At 65.0% G+C, this 18,336-nt stretch carries 17 protein-coding genes and 1 pseudogene; 7 read left to right on the top strand and 11 right to left on the bottom strand.

The annotated features are described in order from the left end of the window. Window positions 1-49: 49 nt before the first annotated feature. On the bottom strand, window positions 50-1,654 hold the full coding sequence (locus Har1131_RS05545) for an FAD-binding domain-containing protein (protein ID WP_151145423.1): 1,605 nt from the start codon (window positions 1,652-1,654) through the stop codon (window positions 50-52). Between the two features lie 142 nt (window positions 1,655-1,796). On the opposite strand from Har1131_RS05545, the gene Har1131_RS05540 reads away from it, so the two are divergent. After that, window positions 1,797-2,309: a hypothetical protein gene (locus Har1131_RS05540; protein ID WP_050036985.1), complete on the top strand. Its 513-nt coding sequence runs from the start codon at window positions 1,797-1,799 to the stop codon at window positions 2,307-2,309. A 59-nt stretch (window positions 2,310-2,368) separates the two neighbouring features. On the opposite strand, the gene Har1131_RS05535 is transcribed toward Har1131_RS05540, so the two are convergent. The 7 genes and pseudogenes from Har1131_RS05535 to Har1131_RS05505 form a co-directional block, all read right to left on the bottom strand. Continuing rightward, window positions 2,369-2,902 carry a hypothetical protein gene (locus tag Har1131_RS05535; protein ID WP_050036986.1) on the bottom strand — a complete coding sequence of 178 codons (534 nt, stop codon included), beginning with the start codon at window positions 2,900-2,902 and terminating at the stop codon, window positions 2,369-2,371. After that, window positions 2,899-3,303: a hypothetical protein gene (locus tag Har1131_RS05530; RefSeq protein WP_151145420.1), complete on the bottom strand. Its 405-nt coding sequence runs from the start codon at window positions 3,301-3,303 to the stop codon at window positions 2,899-2,901. Before Har1131_RS05530 ends, Har1131_RS05535 begins: the two co-directional genes overlap by 4 nt. Then, window positions 3,296-3,999: pseudogene (locus Har1131_RS05525) on the bottom strand (hypothetical protein). Before Har1131_RS05525 ends, Har1131_RS05530 begins: the two are co-directional and overlap by 8 nt. Then, window positions 3,996-4,442, bottom strand: coding sequence for a hypothetical protein (locus Har1131_RS05520; protein ID WP_014041146.1), 447 nt, complete (start codon window positions 4,440-4,442; stop codon window positions 3,996-3,998). The pseudogene Har1131_RS05525 and the gene Har1131_RS05520 overlap by 4 nt, the downstream one beginning before the upstream one ends. Beyond that, window positions 4,435-5,160 carry a hypothetical protein gene (locus Har1131_RS05515; protein ID WP_014041147.1) on the bottom strand — a complete coding sequence of 242 codons (726 nt, stop codon included), beginning with the start codon at window positions 5,158-5,160 and terminating at the stop codon, window positions 4,435-4,437. Before Har1131_RS05515 ends, Har1131_RS05520 begins: the two co-directional genes overlap by 8 nt. Beyond that, complete coding sequence (locus Har1131_RS05510) at window positions 5,157-7,049, bottom strand: type II secretion system F family protein (protein WP_151145417.1); 1,893 nt, start codon at window positions 7,047-7,049, stop codon at window positions 5,157-5,159. Before Har1131_RS05510 ends, Har1131_RS05515 begins: the two co-directional genes overlap by 4 nt. After that, window positions 7,039-9,276, bottom strand: a complete 2,238-nt coding sequence (locus Har1131_RS05505) for a type II/IV secretion system ATPase subunit (protein ID WP_151145414.1) — start codon at window positions 9,274-9,276, stop codon at window positions 7,039-7,041. The genes Har1131_RS05510 and Har1131_RS05505 overlap by 11 nt, the downstream gene beginning before the upstream one ends. A gap of 377 nt (window positions 9,277-9,653) precedes the next feature. Between Har1131_RS05505 and Har1131_RS05500 the strand changes: the two genes are divergently transcribed. From Har1131_RS05500 to Har1131_RS05480, 5 genes are all read left to right on the top strand, one after another. Beyond that, complete coding sequence (locus tag Har1131_RS05500) at window positions 9,654-10,175, top strand: hypothetical protein (protein WP_014041151.1); 522 nt, start codon at window positions 9,654-9,656, stop codon at window positions 10,173-10,175. 83 nt (window positions 10,176-10,258) lie between these two features. Next, window positions 10,259-10,936 (top strand): helix-turn-helix domain-containing protein, encoded by a 678-nt coding sequence (locus tag Har1131_RS05495; RefSeq protein WP_014041152.1) that lies wholly within the window; start codon window positions 10,259-10,261, stop codon window positions 10,934-10,936. 96 nt (window positions 10,937-11,032) lie between these two features. After that, window positions 11,033-11,806 (top strand): SDR family oxidoreductase, encoded by a 774-nt coding sequence (locus Har1131_RS05490; protein WP_014041153.1) that lies wholly within the window; start codon window positions 11,033-11,035, stop codon window positions 11,804-11,806. A gap of 235 nt (window positions 11,807-12,041) precedes the next feature. Further along, entirely contained in the window at window positions 12,042-13,265 is a 1,224-nt protein-coding gene (locus Har1131_RS05485) for an FAD-dependent oxidoreductase (RefSeq protein WP_151145411.1), read from the top strand. An 87-nt stretch (window positions 13,266-13,352) separates the two neighbouring features. After that, on the top strand, window positions 13,353-14,204 hold the full coding sequence (locus Har1131_RS05480) for a translation initiation factor eIF-2B (RefSeq protein ID WP_014041155.1): 852 nt from the start codon (window positions 13,353-13,355) through the stop codon (window positions 14,202-14,204). Between the two features lie 6 nt (window positions 14,205-14,210). Here Har1131_RS05480 and malQ read toward each other — a convergent pair whose 3' ends face one another. After that, window positions 14,211-15,701 (bottom strand): 4-alpha-glucanotransferase, encoded by a 1,491-nt coding sequence (gene malQ, locus Har1131_RS05475; protein ID WP_151145408.1) that lies wholly within the window; start codon window positions 15,699-15,701, stop codon window positions 14,211-14,213. 141 nt (window positions 15,702-15,842) lie between these two features. Between malQ and Har1131_RS05470 the strand changes: the two genes are divergently transcribed. Continuing rightward, on the top strand, window positions 15,843-16,898 hold the full coding sequence (locus Har1131_RS05470) for a glycosyltransferase family 4 protein (protein WP_044952006.1): 1,056 nt from the start codon (window positions 15,843-15,845) through the stop codon (window positions 16,896-16,898). A 14-nt stretch (window positions 16,899-16,912) separates the two neighbouring features. Here Har1131_RS05470 and Har1131_RS05465 read toward each other — a convergent pair whose 3' ends face one another. Both Har1131_RS05465 and Har1131_RS05460 read right to left on the bottom strand, forming a co-directional pair. Beyond that, on the bottom strand, window positions 16,913-17,242 hold the full coding sequence (locus Har1131_RS05465; protein ID WP_011223949.1) for a hypothetical protein: 330 nt from the start codon (window positions 17,240-17,242) through the stop codon (window positions 16,913-16,915). Window positions 17,243-17,371: 129 nt separating this feature from the next. Then, complete coding sequence (locus Har1131_RS05460) at window positions 17,372-18,316, bottom strand: sugar phosphate nucleotidyltransferase (protein ID WP_050036994.1); 945 nt, start codon at window positions 18,314-18,316, stop codon at window positions 17,372-17,374. Window positions 18,317-18,336 lie beyond the last annotated feature (20 nt).

Genomic DNA, 18,336 nt, shown 5'->3' with positions numbered 1-18,336 from the left:
AACCGTCTTAGCCTCTTTGGCGTTTGGCAACACTGAACGAATTGTGGAGCTACTCGTCGCCGAACGAGCCGAGGGTGCTTTGGGTCCCGCCGTCTTCCGCGCCGTTCGACGCATCCGTCCCGTGTTCCGCGGCGATGCGTGCAGCGGCTTCGCGGCCGCCGGAGAAGGAGGCACGGCGCGCAATAGCCGAGTCCTGCAGGGCGTCGGCCGCGTCAGCGCGGACCTCCTCGTAACGCCTGCGGAACGCCTGTCTAGCCGCGTCGTAGTCGACGACCGGGTGCGGGTAGTCTTCGCCAATGCTGACGCCACAGGACGCCTGTACGTGGACCGGCGTCCCCTCGGGCCGGTCGAGGTACTCGTCGGGGAGCGAATCGAGTTCGGGCACCCACCGACGAATGAACTCGCCGTCCGGGTCCTGGTCACGGACCTGCTTTCGAGGATTGTACAGCCGGAGCGTCGGTTTGCCGATCAGTCCACATTGTGATTGCCACTGTGTGTAGTTGATCGCCGCCGAGGCGTCGATGAGATGGTGGTAGAACCAGTCCGCGCCGATCCGCCAGGGCTGCTGGAGCAAGTGGTAGTAGACCGAGGCACACATCGCCCGCATCCGGAAGTTGAGCCAGCCCGTCTCCTTGAGACACCGCATCGACGCGTCGACCATCGGGAACCCGGTCCGTCCGTGCTTCCAAGCGGCCACCAGATCGGGGTCATACTGTGCCGTGTTGAACCCCTCGAACACCGGGTTCACCGCCGTATCGAGCCAGCCGGGCCAGTCTTCGAGTTTCTGTTCGTAGTGTTTGTTCCAGAACAGCCGCGAGACGAACATCTCTTTCCCGCGGCCGTCGGGCGCGTGGGCCTCGATGTACTGGATGACCTGCCGCACGGAGAGACAGCCGAAGGCGAGGTACGGCGAGAGCCCGCTGGTCCCGTCCCGCGCGTCCGTCGGCGCGGAGATGTTCCCCGGGTAGTCGTCGATCCGCTCGGCGAACGCAGACAGCCGTTTGCGTGCTGGCCCGGTTCCGCCGCGCGGCACCGCAGATTTCGACGGCGTGAGGTCGTAGTGTTCCTCAATCGTGCTGATGTCGATGCCGCTATCGAAGCTCCGAGAGGTGACCGTGCTCGGGTCCCAGTCGTACTGGTCGGCGGAGAACCACGCCGACACGTCGTCCTGCCACCCGTTGCGGGTCTCCGCTCGGTCCCGAACCAGCCCGTCGCCGTCGACGAATGTGACGCCACACTGTTCCCGAACGCGGCGGTCCCGCTCCCGGCCGTAGCGTCCGGTGGGAACGGCCATCGTCACGATGTCCCAGCCGGCCTCGCGGAACCGCCCCAGCACGTCCACCGGGTCCCCGTGGGCGTAAGTGAGCCCGCGGCCGGTCACAGTGTGGTACTGGTCTGCGAGGTCGGCCAGACAGTCGTGCAGGAAGCGGATACGGCTGTCACAGGCGAGGCCGTCCGCGCCGTAGAACGCCGGGTCGAACACGAACAGCGGGAGCATATACTCGGACGTTGCAGCCCTCGCTACCGCGGCCTGATCGCGAATCCGAAGGTGTTCGCGATGCCAGACGACTGTGCCGGATACATCGCTCTCAAGCGTCGGAATCGCGTCCTGTCGTGGCGCGTCCAGCGTCTCGTCCGACTCCAGTCCCGGCATACGCGCTATTGATTCGTCATTGGACCACAGGCACCACTGTCTTTCGTCTCTCGAAGCCACAGTGTTCGAGAGGGCAGCCCAGTGGAGTGAGCCGCGGTCGGCTACCAGAAGGGTTACACCGCGAGACCCGCGCTAGTCGATAATGGAATTCGAGTCCACACGCCGACGATTCATGGAACTCGCCGGAGCGAGCGCGACAGTGTCGCTCGCTGGCTGTAACGCCCTTCAGGGAGGCGACAGCGACGGAACGAACACGGGTACAGGGCCACAGAGCCAGAGCGCGGACGCGGACTCCGCGACCGTGACGGTCGTGGTTGAACCGGACCAGACACAGTTGCGGGAACGACAGCAGGAGATCCAATCTGAACTCCAGGCAGGGAATCTCACACAAAGCGAGGCACAGGCGGAATACCGTACCGCACAGGAGAACCTTGGCGAAGACGCAATCAGTTCTTTCGAGGAGCGTGCGACAGCAGACTTCGGTCTCACTGTCGACGATTCTGTTCCCGAAGCGAGTGCGCTGTTGGTCACTGGCCCACCAGCCGGCCTCATTGGTACCCTTTCAATCGAAAGTGTCACCGGGATCCTCTCGCAAGCGACGTTCGAACAGATCCGGTCGCAGGTTCGGACCGAGACGCCGGGTGCGACGGAGTAACGAACGCTACGGACCGTCTCCTGATTTGCGGCGAGGGGTGCAGCTTTTGTTCCGGACTCTCACCACGAGGACCGACCGCTGGTCTCCAGAACCACGGTGACGGTGGTTTCGCCGCGTTCGGTCGTCGTCGTCACGTCGAAGCCGACGGCGAGGACGTGCGTGCGGCCGACCCGGTCCTGAGCGACGACGCCGCGGTCGGCGACGCAGTCCCCGAACTGGCGGTCCGGCCCGGACGGACAGTTCGCGTCTTTCCACTGCCGCGTTGCAGTGCCGTTGTAGGTTATATTGTAGTGAACACCGTCTTCGATTCGGGAGGTCTGGAGTCGGTCGAGCCGAGGCTGCAACCCCGTCCGAACGGCCGCCACTGCCGAATTGTTCGCGGCCCAGGCGTACTGGCTCGGGATGGACGTGCTCTCCGTCGCGACGGCTCGCTCAAGCACCCGAAGCGCGTCAGCAGACGGGTCGTCGTCGTAGTCTGCCGTCGCCCGAACGTCGTCGTGATAGCCCAGTTGGAGTGAGGCGAGCACGATTGGGACCAGCGCTACAGCGATAACCGTGGCCGCAACGAGGACTAGCTGTCCGCGCCGGGTCATGTGTACCACACGATGATTTGGACACTCCCGTGTCCCGTCGGCACAGTTGCGGTCCCAGTGCTGACGCCCTGTGGCGTCGGTGTTCCGACCGCTCCGTGCGGTGTTTCGACCCGGAAGAGGACGTTGTCGGGCAGGATACGGGCGACCCGGTTCGAAAGCGCGTCCCGTTCGCGGTCGAACGCCGTCGGACTCGACACGATCTCCTGCAGTCGCGTCGCTCCGCTGTGTCGCGGCGGGTCGTTAGCCAGCAGCGCCGCCGTATCGGAGGCGTAGGCGTCGAGCTGTGGCCCCTGTCGGTCCGGCGCTGGCGTCCCCAGGGCAAACCCGATCGCGACGCCGAGAATCAGTACTGTCCCGAAGGCAACTTCCACGAGCGACAGCGGCAACTGGGCTCTACGCATCAACGGTCACCACCAGAGTTTCCTTCGTCGACCGCGGGGCATCGTAGCTGACGGTCACGTTCCCAGGTTCGAGTTGCCCGGCCCGCTGGAAGCGCAGTTCCGTCGTCTCGTAAGGGACCAGTGGGACCTCGTAGCTGCCATCCAGCCCGCTTCGGTTATGCAGGACGACCCGGTCGTTAGCGCGGACCGTCCAGACGGTCGTGCCGGCCGGCGGGTCGATAGTTACTGTGGCCTGTGCGCTCCGGCGAGGGAGCGTCACCGCGTCGGTCGTTGCCAGATCAGGCGTGAGGGTGCGTTGCACCTGAGACTCGACTACGACGAGACGGCTGATTCGCGTGCCGCCGTGAACCGTACCGCTGCGTGCGATCTCCTCGTCAGCCACCGCGACGCTGACCGCGTACTCACCGGCCGGCGGTGCGCTCCCCTCCAGCGCCGACTGGTCGAAGTCGTCCACCCGAGATTGGTTGAGGACGTTGCTCCGAGCGGCCAGCGGCCCGTCCGCCGCGACGAGTCGGTCAGCGACAGCGGCGGCGACCCGCCGCTCGTCGGGGTTCTATCCGCGCTGGCAATCGCGGTGTCGGCCATCGCGACCCCCAGTCCGGTGACGACGGTCAGCAATACAAGCGCGATGCCCAGCGCTGGTAGCGACGTCTGTGCGCGAGTAGAATGGGCACAGCGACGGTTCGACAGGGTCATCGCTCCGCCTCCAGTGTCACCGTCACGCTCCCCCGTGTTCCGGAGACAGCGACGACGGTCGGACTGCCGCTCTGCCACTCGCCTTCGAAGGTATCGACTCTGTCGGGCAACAATGGCTGTGTTCGGCCGCCGATTTCGGGGTCGGGATGGTCGAGGACGAGAGCATCCCCGTCAGTCCGGATGCTGTATCCTGCGCCGTCGATGGTCTCCGGCAGCGAAACCCGAACAGTGGCCGAGACGGCCCGAGCATCCGGCGGGATAGCCTGCTCGACGCGGGCCGTGGCTTCGGCGAGCGTTCGGTCGCCGAGTTCCGCCCCAACGGCGGATTGGTACGCTGGGACAGTGCCGCCGTACAGCGTAGTCGTCACTAGTCCGATGTACAGCAGCACCAGTCCCATGCTCAGCAGTTTCTCGACGACGGTGCTGAGCGCACGGTTATCCATGCCCCACCTCCGTCCGCATATCGTGGCGGACCAGATACAGCGTCCGGCGGCCCGGGAACGTCGCCACGACGCTCTGAACGCCGTCGCCGTCGATATCCCTGACTCGCGTGGTTGCGCCGACACGCTGGAAGGACTCGGTAAACGGACGGGGCGTCTCCGTCTCGATAGCCACGCTATAGTTGTCGGCCGGGAGCCGTTCGCGTTCGTGGCTGACGTTCTGGCGGATATGTGCGGAGACGCCGCCCGTTCCGGACACCGTGCCGCCGCTGGCGTTGACGAGCGGTGCACCGACGATGACCGCCGTGTCGTCCCGCGTCGCCGTCACCGGCGGGTCCGATTCGAGCCAGGCGTTGCCCGCTGTCCCGCGGACGACACTGCCCCCGAGAAACCGAACGCGGCTGTCGCCGGAGTCGTACACTATCGCGTCGATGGGAACCGTCCGCTGAACTCCCGAATCGTTGAGGACTCGGAGTTCCCGCTCCGCAGTGGTCAGCCGCCCCGCAGTAAACCGGACGCGAGCAGTCTGGTGGCCCGTCTGCTCGACCGGCCGGAACGTCGTCTCGAACGTGTTGGCGACGCGGGTCTCATCGGCAGTCGCAGTGTGGCCGTCGACGACGGTCCCGACGACAGCCGTCAGTCCACCGAGCGCGACGACGGTCAGTCCCAGCAGCAACACCACGCCGACGACGTGTGACTGAGCGTCGGTGTCGGGAATCAAATCAGACCAGCCCCCGCGAAAACGACGTAGGCGACGAGTACCAGCCCCGAGGAGTGTAACAGCGCTTCGTAGACGCCGCGACTCGCCGTGCCGGCGAACCAGCCACAGGCCAGCATCGTCGCCTGCGTGACGACGTAGAACCGGTGTTGCTCCCGGACGGGTTTGATTGCGGTCGGGTCGAAGGCAATGTTCGCGCCGCCCGAGACCGACGACAGTTGCGCGAAGCTATCGAGGACGTAGACGTTGACGGCGACGGTGATCCCGATGACGAGCAGCGCCGTCGTCCAGCCGACCGCAACGTAGACGAGCAGGGCCGATCGGATTGATTTCCGGAGGTGATAGAGCTGGCCGATTTCGGTCTGGAGCGTTTCGAACACGTCCTCCGCGTCACTCCCCGTATCCAGTGCGCCGACGACCAGCCCGATGGTCTGTTCGGCCATCGGCGTGCCGACGCGGTCGACGAACTGGTCCAGCGCCGCGGCCCGGCGGTCAGCCGCGGCGTCGCCGGGGCTATCGCCCAGCGACAGTGTGAACGCGAGCGACTGGACATCGCTGGCGAGCGCACCGAGTTCCACGTCGTCGGCGACGCGTCGGACCGCCTCTGGAAACGGGCGGCCCAGCGCGACGTGGCCGGCGACGGCGTGAACGAAGTCCTGAATCTCCCTGTCTTTCGCGTCGTCCGCTCTGGCCCGGCGGACCGTCACCACGCCGACGGGGACGCCAACGGTAGCATACGAGAGGAGCGCGACGTTGACCGGCCGGTAGCCCAGTGACCAGAGGCCTGCCGCGACGACCGCACCCAGCGGCGCGCAGGCGAGAAGCGCGCTCGCAGGGTTCGAGGGGATCGAGGTGAGTATTGCCACGGGACCGTCCGGGAGGCTGTAACTCGGGGCAGCCGTGTTCCGTGGTCGGAGCGTAGCGACGACAAAGGCTGCCAGCAGCCCAGCAGCCATCACGAACGCCGCGCTCCCGTAGACGACGATGGCACGGACAGTCGTCTCGCCCAGCGGCGTCGCAACGGGCTCAGAGAGGCCGGGCGCGAGAATACCCATCACGGTGACGATGAGCACCACGAGCGCCGGCAACACCAGCAACACGACGAATAGCTCCGCAAGCAGTTCGAGATAGCCGGTCGCCCGCTCGTGCTGCCGGCTCTGCTCGTGGGAGAGCAAGCGGCCCTCCATCTCCAGGTACCCCTCAAGCGCCTCGGCGCTCTGGTTCGCGTGTTCACGGAACTTCAGCAGAAACGGTGCAAGCAGGTCCCGTGAAGGGGTTTCGCTAGCGACTCGTTCGATACCGGTGTCGAGACTGCCGGTGAGAATGCCCTGATTGAGTGCGCGCCGGAAGGCGACCGCCGTCTCGCCGTATGCGTCCTGTTCGGCAACGGCGCGGAGCATCTCGCGGCGGTCGTGGGTTCCGGAGGCGAGCACTCTGAGGTATCGGACTGCGCCAGGGAGCGTGGCCGCGATGTCCGCGCGCCGCGCGCTGGCCACCCACGAGAGATACCGGTTCCCGGCGACGAACACGCCCCGCTTGAGCGTGAGTCCAGCGACGGTTCCGATGCCGGTGGCCACGAGAAGTCGAGGGACTTCCGGCAGCGCCAGCCGATTGATGACCGGGAGGCCCTGCTGGAGCACCGCGACGAACGAGTCGAAGGTCCCCGGCGGCACGAGCATCGCTGTCGTCGCGGTTCCGACGACGCCCACAACGAGTGCCAGCCACGACAGCCCGTACACTCTGGCGACGTAGACGCCGAAGCCGGTGCTCGGATAGGCGGCCCGGTAGCGGTCGCGGGTGCTCGCGTGCCGGTCGTCCTCGGCGTGGTGGGCAAACAGAGCGTACAGGCCCCGGTCGAGCAAGCCAAGTGTCCCGCCGCCCTCAGCCGTCACCCGTACTGACCTCCAGTTGCGGGTCGTCGGGCGTCCCGGCCTGTCGCCGCAGTCGCTCGACGGTCGCTGCCTCGTTCGTCTCTAAGTCGGCCAGCACGCCGAACAGGTCGTCGAAGTCGGTCACCTCCTCCTGAACGAGATACTGCACGTAGCGATGGCGGCGGTGGAACGCGTCCTCGACGGCCGACACCGGTTCGTCCCGGAGGTCCGAAAGCCGGTCGAGAATGCCGGTGTCGACCTGCCGCTGCTCGTCGCCGAACTGCGGGTGGTCGTAGGCGAGTTCGAAGCTTCCGTCCGGTCGCCGCCAGCAGACGCTGTTCCAGTGGATGGTCGTCCCGTCCTTGTGTATCGTGCCGCTCCGGTCGGTCCCGCTCTCGACCATCGATGGGTCGTCGACGAACTCGACCACTTCGCCGACGTAGCGCTCTCCGCCGACGTGGCGGGGGAACACGACGAGGTCGATCTCGTTGAGCAGATAGGTCGGCAAGCCCTTCTCGATGACGCGATTGACCAGCGACTCGATATCGTCGGCGTGGGTCGTCCCGAGGACACCGTGACCCGTATTCAACGTCTCAGCGAAGGTTTCGAACGACGCGGCCGTGTTGATCTCCGCGATGACCTCGACATCGGGGTTCAGGTAATTGCACTGCGTCATCAGGTCGGCCATCGTCACGCGGCGGTGGTCCCGCTCGTGGTCTCTCGTGGTGAGCGAGACGCCGGTCTCGTGGGGAATCCGAACCTCACGCGACCCTTCGTCGATACTGATGGGACGGTCCCGATACGGGATAAACGGCATATGCGCGTTCATAAGGGTCGTTTTGCCGGCTCCCGTGGGTCCCGAAAAGAGGACGACCCCGTGAGACTCGTACAGGAGCCACAGCAGCGCGACGAGTTCCGTCGGCAGTGAGTCCCGCTGGACCAGATCGACCGGCGTCATCGCGTCGCCCGACTGTTTCCGGATGGAGATGTGTGGACCGCCTTCGCTAATAGTCGGCAAGGCAACTGCACAGCGGATGGTGTCGTCGGCGTCGTGGAGGCTGTCCCCGTCCGGGTCGATGTTGACCTTCGCGCTCGGGTTCGAGGCGTTGAGTTCGACGCCGTCGTCGGCGGCCAGTTGCGTGACGACGTTGACGAAGGCCGCCTCGGAGTCGAAGGCGAGGTTGGTCGGCACCCGGCCGTCGTGGCCGAGATCGGCGCGTGGGAGGACCTTCACGCGCTCGTCGACGCGGTTCGCCTCGATGTCTTCCAGCGTGTGGTCCCGGATGGGAACGGTGAGCTTTCCGTAGCCGACGAGGTCTCGAAGCACGTAGTACAGCAGGTCGTCGAGGCGGTCGTCGGCGAACCGATGGTCGACCGGCGGCACGGCCAGGTCGAGTTCGGCCAGCGCCGACCGCAGCCGGTAGCGGGCGGCGTCGACCCACTCGGTCGTGTTGCGGACGGTTAGCTGCCGGGCCAGGAGCGAGCGGGCACGCTCCCGCACGAACTCGACACGGTCCTGAACGACGCCGTCGACGCCGGTTTCCCAGACGCGCTCCTTGCACACCTCGATGAGTTGCTCGTCGCCGGGGAGCAGGTCCGGCTCTCGAACCGCGTACTTCGTCGTGAACGGGTCGGCACCGAGGAGATGCTCGCGGTAGACGACGACCGGAATCTCGAAGCCCTGAAAACGGACGGTGTGGCGCTCGACACGCTCGCTCGCGAACCGGTTAAGATACGCCGGGTCCGGGCCAAGGTCAGTCTCCGCCGGAGCGTAATCGTCAGTGTGGACGACGACGCCGTCGTCGGTCACGTCAGCAACGTCGATGCGGGAATCCAGCGCGTATGGGGTCAGGTCGTCGAAACACGCCAGCGACGAGAGCGCATGGTACTCGATTCGACGGCGGCTCGCTGGCGACGCGTCGATCAGTCGGTCGATTACCCGGCGGTGTTTCGCGTCGAACCCCCCGTTCATCCGCTCGACGGCCCCCTCACGCGTCCGCGGTCGCTCGATGTTCGCACCTGCGAAGTGTGATTCGACAGTCGACAGTGCGTCAGCCTCTGCCGCTGAAAGTACCGGATCACGGACATCGTACCGGAACCCGCTGCGTTCCCGTCGGACGGTCACGACGACGCCCGGATACACCTCGTCTTGCTCACGAACGTCCGGCGCGTACCAGGCGTCGGCGGCGTCCGGTGGCGTCGGTGCGGGAACCACCGGTGCGGTCTCCGTGCCAGCCTGTGCGGTCATACGCAGTTTTAAACTAGCTATTGTACTTAAAGTTGTAGACTTAGTTTTGCGGAATTTAATTAAAATATAATCTCCCTATATGGAGAATGTGAGTTGGAGTACAGACCATGAAAACACTCTGTCAGCATAGAGGCATACGAGCACAATAGGGGTGTCTGATAACATCAAAAAACCACTAATTAGGAGATATGATCCCGCTTTCGGGTCCGCTCTCTCCCATAACTCGGTGTTTCGAGATATGCACCAGAATTATCATAACTGTGCCAGCGGATCAGTTCACGTGGATGAAAGGAAAGGAGTCAGCGACGAGCAACGATAGCACAAAATCGGCAACTACCACACGACGACGGCTCCTCAAAGGAACACTTGGCACAGCAGTGACCGCGGCCGCGGTTCCGAGCCTGAGCGGCGTCGCGGCGGCCCACTTCCCGGTCGAGATCACGGTCGACGTCCAGCCCGAGAACGCGGAGAACTTCATCGACCTGTCGGAACACGACACCATCACCGTCGCAGTCGAGCAGTCAGAGTTCGTCAACAGCGACGGGGACAGCGAGACCTTCGACCCCACGGAGCGGGCCGTCCGCTATCGGTTCGGCTCGCGTCTCGCGCTGGAAGACGGCGAGGGGGCGCGTCCCGTCGAGGATGGCGAGATCAGGGAACCGGACGACGATGCTGCGGACGGCCAGGCGTCGCTCGTTCTCACATTCCCAGTCGATGAGATGGGCTTCGATGGTGGGGAGGAGACAGCATGGCTGTACTGGGAGCGGGACGAATCCGGGAACCACGGGTACGCGGGCTTCGATTCCGTGCGGGTGTATCGTGGGCAGCCCGCAAGCCGCTCGTTAATCGAACAGCTACAGCGATTGCTGGGTGGTGAGACAGCGTCCAGTTCTGACTGAGCGGCTGCGAACCGGAGCGGGGCTGTCAGTGCGCCTGTAATCGCAATGCTGGCGACTATATACGTCGACTCCGATGGCACGCTATGGCCATCGTTGCTGAAATCCTCCTCGCGGACGAGACGCTTCCGCTGGTCGGCGTGGCGGACTCGATTCCGAGCGGCGAACTCTCGATTTCGAACGCCGTCGGCCTCGAAGACGGACGACTGCTGCTTACAGTTAGCGTCGACGCTGGCTCCCGCGACGCCTTCGAGCGAGAACTCGACGCGCGGCCACAGATCACCGACGCGGCGGATATCGGGCAGACGGCCGATGGCTGGTTCTACAAGGTGGTCGTCGACAACGCACCGGATCTCATCGCGTCACACGACCCGGAGGAGTTCGAGGGCGTTGCGATGGACGCGACGGTCACCGGCGACGGGATACGGGAACAGAAGGTGTTCTCCGACTACGACGCGTTCAGTGCGCTACGGGACCGGTGTGCGGTCAACGACATCCCGCTCGAACTACTGCACATCGCTTCGGACCCCGAGAACCCCGGGGAACGCGACCAGTTCGGACTCACGGACAGGCAGTATCGGGCGATGTCCGTCGCCCTCTCCTCGGGGTACTACGACTCACCGCGTCGCTGTTCGACGGCGGAACTCGCCGACAAGCTCGATGTGTCGGCCGCCGCGGCCTCTGACCTCTTGCGTCGAGCCGAAAAACAACTCATCAGTTCGACAGTCGGCCCCGACCAGTTCCGGAACGCGCTCGCACAGTAGCCGCCAGCCTGTGCGACTGCGCTGTTGCAGCCAGTATATAAATGGGCTTATCAGTAAGCAAAGGACGCTCGTGGCTGTCGCACTGACTAAACAGCGATGTCAGACGAATCTGCAGCAGACGATCAGGACGCACAGCGGCTTGCAGGCGACGTGGCGATTGTAACCGGCGCATCGTCGGGAATCGGTGAGGCAACCGCGGAGGCGCTGGCCGACGCGGGCGCGAGCGTGGCGCTGGCGGCCCGCCGCGCTGACGAGCTAGAGGCTCTGGCGGACCGAATCGAGTCGGCTGGCGGGGATGCGCTGGTTGTGCCGACCGACGTGACCGACGAAGACGACATCGACTCGCTGGTCGACGCGACGACCGACGAGTACGGTCGCATCGACATCCTCGTCAACAACGCCGGCGTGATGCTCCTCGAACCACTGGAGCGGGCAGATCGCTCGAACCTCCGGCAGATGGTCGAGGTGAACCTGCTCGGACTGATGAACCTCACCCACGCAGTGCTTCCGGTCATGCAAGAGCAGGAGAGCGGCCACATCGTCAACGTCTCCTCCGTCGCGGGACGCCGGGCCTCGGCCGATTCGAGCGGCTACAACGCGACAAAGTTCGGTGTGAACGCGTTCACCGAGGCAGTCCGGCAGGAAGTGACGACACAGGGCATCCGGACGACGGTTATCGAACCGGGTGCTGTCGATACGGAACTCGCGACACACGTTCCGGACGAGCAAGTGCTTGAGCGGTTCGCGGAGATGGACCTCCCAATGCTCCACCCCGACGATATCGCTCGCGGCATCGTGTACGCGACGAGCCAGCCCGCCCGCGTGGACGTGAACGAACTCCTGATCAGGCCGACCGGGCAGGATATCTGATCGAGGCAGGTCTTGCGAGTGGGAGACAACGGAGAAACGGAGCAGCCACCATTTACGCGGTCACACAGCCGACGACAACGGCTACTGGAACCGTGTCTCACTCGTTCGATCCGGTAGCACTTTACCGGGTTCGTGTCCACCGGCCGCGGTCAGTTTCCGGGGGTGAAACTGGACGCACAGTTGTCGAAACCCCCGGTATCGGAGGAATCTTACGTCGTCTACCCTAACCAGACACATGGCAATTGAGACGGATGTCCTCGTCGTCGGTGGTGGCGCGACCGGCGCTGGCGTCGCTCGTGACCTCGCACTCCGTGGCATCGACGTGACGCTTGTCGAGCGTGACGGGCTGACAAGCGGTACCTCCGGACGTTCGCACGGGTTGCTGCACAGCGGTGCCCGCTACGCCGAGGCAGACCGGGTCGGTGCCGAGGAGTGCATCACCGAAAACCGGATACTCAAAGAAATCGCCGGGGCCTGCATCCGTGACACCGGGGGCCTGTTCGTCCAACTCGCCGGGGACGACCCCGACTACTTCGAGGCCAAACGGGCGGCCTGTGAGGACATCGGCATCCCCGTCGAGACGCTGGACAGCGATGCAGCCCAAGAGCGGGTTCCCGACCTCGCCGCGGAGGTTGAGCGCGCGTTCGAGGTCCCTGACGCCGTCATCTACCCGTCGCGCCTGGTCGCCGCGAACGCCGCCGATGCTCGCGACCACGGCGCAGCGATACACCCGCACGCACCTGTCGAGGACGTGCTCGTCGAGGACGGACAGGTGACCGGCGTGCGGGTCGGTGGGGCAATCAACGACACTATCGAGGCCGACTACGTCGTCAACGCGACCGGTGCCTGGGCGGGCGAGTTCGCCGCGATGGCCGGCCTCGACGTCGAGATGCAACCGACGCGGGGCGTGATGGTCTCCGTCGAGTACGACGACCTCGGGCCGGTACTCAACCGCTGCCGGGACCCCGACGACGGCGACATCGTCGTGCCACACGAGCGCGAGGCTGTCCTCGGAACGACGAGCGTCCCCGTCCGCGACCCGGACGAGTACGAGACGGAGCAGCGGGAAATCGAAGAGAGCATCGAAGAGTGTGCGGCGATGCTGCCGCCAGTTGCAGACGCCCCCGAGGTCCGAACCTGGTGGGGCGTCCGGCCGTTGTACGCCCCAGACGAGGACGAGCGCGGCGGCCGCGGCATCTCGCGTGGCTTCTTCCTGCTCGACCATGCCGACGACGGCGTCGACAACATGGCGAGCATCGTCGGCGGTAAACTGACCACCTACCGGCAGATGGCCGAGGCGACGGCCGACCTCGTCTGTGACGGCATCGGCGTCGATGCGGACTGTCGGACTGCGGACCGAAGGCTCCCGAGCGTCGACGACCCGGCGCAGTTGGACGCGCTCGTGGCCGAGTTCGACGGTCAGGGACCGACCGACGAGGACGTGGTCGGGTCGGTGTGACCACGCCCGTCGTGGCCCGTTGCAAGCCGCGGGAACGGGCTGTCAGCCGGCTGTAGCGTTATAAGGGAGGCAACCGCACGTACACTCATGATAAACGAGACCGTGCGGCAGATCGAGGAGATGGAGACACAGAGTTCCTCGATTGCCGCCGTGAAAGCTGCGAAGGCGCTCCGCGAGCTAACAGACCGCGAGTGCCACACGGTCGAGGACTTCCTCCGCGTGGTCGAGCGCAACAGTAGTGCGCTCCAGCGGGCGAACCGCTCGCACGCGCCGCTGTACACCACACAGCAGCGTATCGTCACGGACCTGAAAGACGCCGACCTCGACTCCGTCTCAGAGGCCAAGGAGCGATTGCTCGACACAATCGACGAAGTCGTCACGGAAATCGAGACCAGCAAGGACCGCGCGGCGGAGCGGGCGGCGACGCTCATCGACGACGGCGACGTGCTGGTGACTCACGAGAACTCCTCGACGGTGATGGCGACGCTCATGGCGGCGCTTGACGACGGCAAGGAGTTCCACCTGTACGCCAGAGAGTCGCGGCCGCATTTCCTGGGCCGGCGAACCGCCCGCCAGTTGGCCGACCGGGACGGGGCCGACGTGACGCTCATCGTCGACGGTGCGGCGGGCCACTACCTCTCGGAGGCCGACCGCGTGTTCGTCGGCATGAACTGCCTCATCGACGACACGGTGTACAACCGTATCGGGACGTTGCCACTGGCCGCGACGGCCAACGAGATGGACGTCCCCGTGACCGTCGTCGGGACCTCGTCGAAGTTCATCGGAAGCGGCTTCACCTTCAGGAACACGTTCCGGCAAGGTTCTGACGTGATGCTCGAACCGCCAGAGGGGTTCGATATCGGGAACCCGGGCTACGACGCGACGCCGACCCGCCTGCTCGATACGGTCGTCACGGAAGACGGTATCCTGCAGTTCTGAAGGTACTCAGCGGATCGTTCTGTCGGTGACCTGTCTGAGCCGTTCGGCGACCTCGTCGTTGATGGCGTCTTCGGTCACCCGCCACTGCCAGTTCCCGGTCGCCGTGCCGGGGACGTTGAACCGGGCGTCGCTGTCGAGGCCGAGCAGGTCTTGCATGGTCGTCATCGCGACGACGGCGTTCGAGTTCCACACCGCCTCGATGAGGTCCCAGTTGATCTCGTCTCCGTCGGTGCCGAGGTTGTAGTGGAGGCAGTCCCGTTGCCGGTCCGCGAGGTCGCGGTAGTAGCCGACGATAGTGTCCGTATCGTGGGTCGAGGTGTAGCCGACGGCCGACTCCGGGTAGTGCATCGGCTGGTACATATGCCCCTCCTCGCACCAGTCGGCGTACTGTGGCACGCGCATGCCGGGGAAGCCGAACCGGTCCCGAAGCGCGACGATGCTCTCGTCGAGAAAGCCCAGATCCTCGACGAAGAACGGCAGTTCGCCGAGCCGGTCTCTGACCGTCTCGAAGAAGTGCGCGCCGGGGCCATCCCGCCACTGCCCGGCGGCCGGGTCGTCCGCCTCGGCTGGAATCGACCAGAACTCGTCGAAGCCCTTGAAGTGGTCGATGCGGGCGATGTCGACGAGGTCGAACAGCCGCTCGAACCGGTCGACCCACCAGCCGTAGTCGTTCTCTCGCAGGGCGTCCCAGTCGTACACCGGGTTCCCCCACCGCTGGCCGTCGTCGCCGGGATTGGGCGGGACGCCGGCCACCTCTGCAGGGTGGTGGTCGTCGTCGAGTCGGAACACCTCTGGATACGCCCAGACGTCCGCCGAGTCGAGGCCGACGTAGATGGGGAGGTCGCCGACGAGGCCGATGTCCCGTTCGGCCGCGTACTCGGCCAGCGCCTGCCACTGGCTGTCGAAGCACCACTGGACGAACTTGTGGTAGCGCACGTCGTCGGCCAGTTCGTCCCGGTATCGCTCCACGGCCGCCGGCTCGCGCGTTCTGATATCGTCCGGCCAGTCCATCCAGCCGGCATCGTCGAACTCGGCTTTCAGCGCCGTGAACAGCGCGTAGTCGTCCAGCCAGCCGGCCTCGCGCTCGCAGAACTCGGCGAACGACTGCTGGTCCGCATCGCTTGCGCTCTCGTCGAAGCGCTCGTACGCGGTCCGGAGCCGGCGCTCCTTGAACTCGGTCACGCGGTCGTACTTGACGTGCTGTTGTGAGAAATCCTCGGGCGGGTCGACCTCGTCCGCTGTGAGATAGCCGCGGTCGACGAGGTCGCGGAGGTCGATGAGCAACGGGTTTCCGGCGAAGGCGGACGACGACTGGTACGGGGAGTTCCCGTGGATGCTTGCCGTGGGACCGAGCGGACAGAACTGCCACAGCGACTGGTCGGCCCGGTCGAGAAAGTCGACGAACGCCCGCGCGCCGGCACCGAGGTCGCCGATACCGTGTGGCCCCGGGAGCGACGTTTGGTGGAGAAACACGCCACTCTGCCGTTCGAATTGCATACGCACCTGTTGCCCTGACAGGCATTTCAATGGGCGGGGTCGGTGACTGCCATCGTGTCTGCTTGCGGGGCCGGAGAAGGGCGCACGCAAACATATATATTGTATCCATTTGATGCTATGGTGAGAGAGCCAGTTACAGAGATGCCACCGAACGTTCTGATGCTTGGCTGGGGGTTCCCACCCAACATCACCGGCGGGCTTGATACCGCTATCGGGGAGCTGTTCGAACAGCTTGAACCGAGAGACGACGTCGAGTTCGAGTTGGTGTTGCCCGCGGAGTACGCGCCGCCGGACCGCGACGGCATCCACGGCGTCTCGACGGGAAGCGGCGACATCGTCACTCGCATCGGCCGGCTGGCTGGAGAGTTCGCCGACGAGGCGGCCGATGCCGACATTATCCACACGAACGACTGGTTCGGCTACAACCCCGGTTCGCGAGCCAAATCGGCCCACGACGTCGAATGGATCTCGACCTTCCACTCGCTGTCGGCGGACCGGAACGTGACGCCGCCACAGCGGGAAGTCGAGACGGAACAGCGGGTCGCCAACCGCTCGGACCACCTCGTCGCGGTGAGCGAGTTCACCCAGCGACGGATACGCGAGCAGTACGACGCCGACTCGACGGTCATCTACAACGGGTTCTCGTCGGTGGAGCCGACGGGCCGGGACATCAAAGCGGAACTCGGTATCGACGGGAAGATGCTGTTTTTCGTCGGCCGACACACCGACCAGAAAGGGCTGTCGTACCTGCTGTACGCGCTCTCGAAGCTCGGTCGGGACGACGTGAGCCTAGTTCTCGGTGGCTCGGGGCATCTCACTGAACAGCTCGAACGGTTCGCGGAGCTGCTGGGCGTCGAGGACCGAGTCTACTTCCCGGGGTATCTCCCCCAGTCGGAACTCGGGGACTACTACAACAGCGCGGACCTGTTCGTCTCGCCCTCGCTGGCGGAGCCGTTCGGCATCACCATCGTCGAAGCGCTATCGGTCGGGACGCGCGTCGTCGCCTGCGAGAGCGGGGCCGCGGAGCTGTTGAACGAGGACTGCGTCATCGAGGTCGAACCCGATTCGGACTCTATCGCCGAAGGGATCGAGCGCGCTCTATCGCTGTCGACGCCCATCGACTACGATGTTCGGACCTGGGAGGAAGTAGCCGACGAACACGTCGAGTTCTACCACGAGGTTCTCGACGAAGCCTGACGACGACCGAACGCTTACCGGAGGAAGCGAACGTCAGTGACCGGTTCCGGGTGAACGATGAGGTAGCCGTCGGCGGTCGGCTCCAGCCCTGTCACGGACGTCGTATCGGTTTGTGTCCGGTACGGGCTGTCTGCGGTCCCGTCAGCCGACTGGTAGGGGCTGTCGTACGGTGTCTGCCTGTCCTCTGGGGGGCGGTCGAAGTCCTCCGGCGGCAGGTATATCTTCTCGCCCGATTTCGAGCGGACCACGACGGCCGTGTCGCGGTCGCCCGAGACGTCGATTCTGGTCCGGCCGTCGTCGATTGTCATCTCGAACGTGACTGGCTCCGTTTCTGGTTGTGCCATGTTGTCAGATAACTTTCGTACGGCGAGTAGACGGCGCTGTGTCACTTAGTCCTTCGCCAGCAGTGCGGTGGCTGGCGGCGAATCGTGTCGCGTCCTGCACTCGAACGGTGGCCCCATCGCCGCGAGCCATCAGCGGTTGATGATGAGCGACCCGGACATGTTGTACCCCTCGACGTGGACGTTCTCGCCGAGAATCGTTTCGTCGATATCACAGTCGTGGACCTCGGCGTCCGGGAAGATGATGGCCCGGTCGAGGCTGCTGTCGGTCACTTCCGCCCCGGCCATCACGTGGACGGTGTCACCGATCTCGGAGTTCTCGACGGTCGCGTCGGGGTGGATGAGCGACCCGCCGTCGAGTTTCCACTCGACCGTTTCGAAATACGAGTCGGGCGTTCCGATGTCGAACCAGACGTCGTCGAACGTGAACGCGGACACCGGCTCCTGCTGTTGCAGCCAGTCGATGTACCAGCCCGGTTCGTCGGGGTTGTTGTCGCCCGAGAGGTACTCCTCAAAGCGGAGCGAGTCGGCCGGGAAGGCGTAACAGGCAATCGAGACGAGCGTGCTCTTGGGGTTGTCGGGCTTCTCCTGGAAGTCGACGACGCGCTCGCCGTCGAGTTCGACGAGCCCGTAGGACTTGGCTTTCTCCCGTGAGCCCACGTCGTAGGCGGCGAGTGCCGGCCCGTCGCGCTCCTCGAAGAAATCCAGAAACTCCGAGGGGTCGAAGCCGATGAGGTTGTCGCCGCCGATGACAAACAGGTCGTCGTCGATGCCCTCGCGGTCGATCAGTTGCGCGAGCGCGCCGACGACGCCGAACTTCTCGTCTTCGTCCGCCGTACTCTCGACGGAGAGCTGGACCTTCTCGTAGCCCATCTCGTCGATGTGAGCCTCGAACTCGTCGGCGAAGGCCTCGTTCGTGCTCAGGTACGTCGTCTCGATTCGGTCGTCGGCTTCGAGTGATTGCAGAACTCCATCGATAACCGTCGTCTCGCCGACCGGGAGCAGCATCTTCGGTCGACGACGGGTGATCGGCCACAGCCGTGTCGCGTAGCCGCCAGCTAGAACTATCGCGTCCATATCCCACAGTCAGACCCGAG

Source organism: Haloarcula sp. CBA1131 (genome assembly GCF_008728975.1).
Classification (GTDB): domain Archaea; phylum Halobacteriota; class Halobacteria; order Halobacteriales; family Haloarculaceae; genus Haloarcula; species Haloarcula hispanica.
This window is presented reverse-complemented; position numbering and strand designations above follow the sequence as displayed.

Excerpts from the sequence above, each read along its gene's own strand:
- Har1131_RS05545 (WP_151145423.1), bottom strand. The coding sequence starts at position 1,654 with ATGCCGGGACTGGAGTCGGACGAGACGCTGGACGCGCCACGACAGGAC.
- Har1131_RS05540 (WP_050036985.1), top strand. The coding sequence starts at position 1,797 with ATGGAATTCGAGTCCACACGCCGACGATTCATGGAACTCGCCGGAGCG.
- Har1131_RS05535 (WP_050036986.1), bottom strand. The coding sequence starts at position 2,902 with ATGACCCGGCGCGGACAGCTAGTCCTCGTTGCGGCCACGGTTATCGCT.
- Har1131_RS05530 (WP_151145420.1), bottom strand. The coding sequence starts at position 3,303 with ATGCGTAGAGCCCAGTTGCCGCTGTCGCTCGTGGAAGTTGCCTTCGGG.
- Har1131_RS05520 (WP_014041146.1), bottom strand. The coding sequence starts at position 4,442 with ATGGATAACCGTGCGCTCAGCACCGTCGTCGAGAAACTGCTGAGCATG.
- Har1131_RS05505 (WP_151145414.1), bottom strand. The coding sequence starts at position 9,276 with ATGACCGCACAGGCTGGCACGGAGACCGCACCGGTGGTTCCCGCACCG.
- Har1131_RS05495 (WP_014041152.1), top strand. The coding sequence starts at position 10,259 with ATGGCCATCGTTGCTGAAATCCTCCTCGCGGACGAGACGCTTCCGCTG.
- Har1131_RS05490 (WP_014041153.1), top strand. The coding sequence starts at position 11,033 with ATGTCAGACGAATCTGCAGCAGACGATCAGGACGCACAGCGGCTTGCA.
- Har1131_RS05485 (WP_151145411.1), top strand. The coding sequence starts at position 12,042 with ATGGCAATTGAGACGGATGTCCTCGTCGTCGGTGGTGGCGCGACCGGC.
- Har1131_RS05480 (WP_014041155.1), top strand. The coding sequence starts at position 13,353 with ATGATAAACGAGACCGTGCGGCAGATCGAGGAGATGGAGACACAGAGT.
- malQ (WP_151145408.1), bottom strand. The coding sequence starts at position 15,701 with ATGCAATTCGAACGGCAGAGTGGCGTGTTTCTCCACCAAACGTCGCTC.
- Har1131_RS05470 (WP_044952006.1), top strand. The coding sequence starts at position 15,843 with ATGCCACCGAACGTTCTGATGCTTGGCTGGGGGTTCCCACCCAACATC.
- Har1131_RS05465 (WP_011223949.1), bottom strand. The coding sequence starts at position 17,242 with ATGGCACAACCAGAAACGGAGCCAGTCACGTTCGAGATGACAATCGAC.
- Har1131_RS05460 (WP_050036994.1), bottom strand. The coding sequence starts at position 18,316 with ATGGACGCGATAGTTCTAGCTGGCGGCTACGCGACACGGCTGTGGCCG.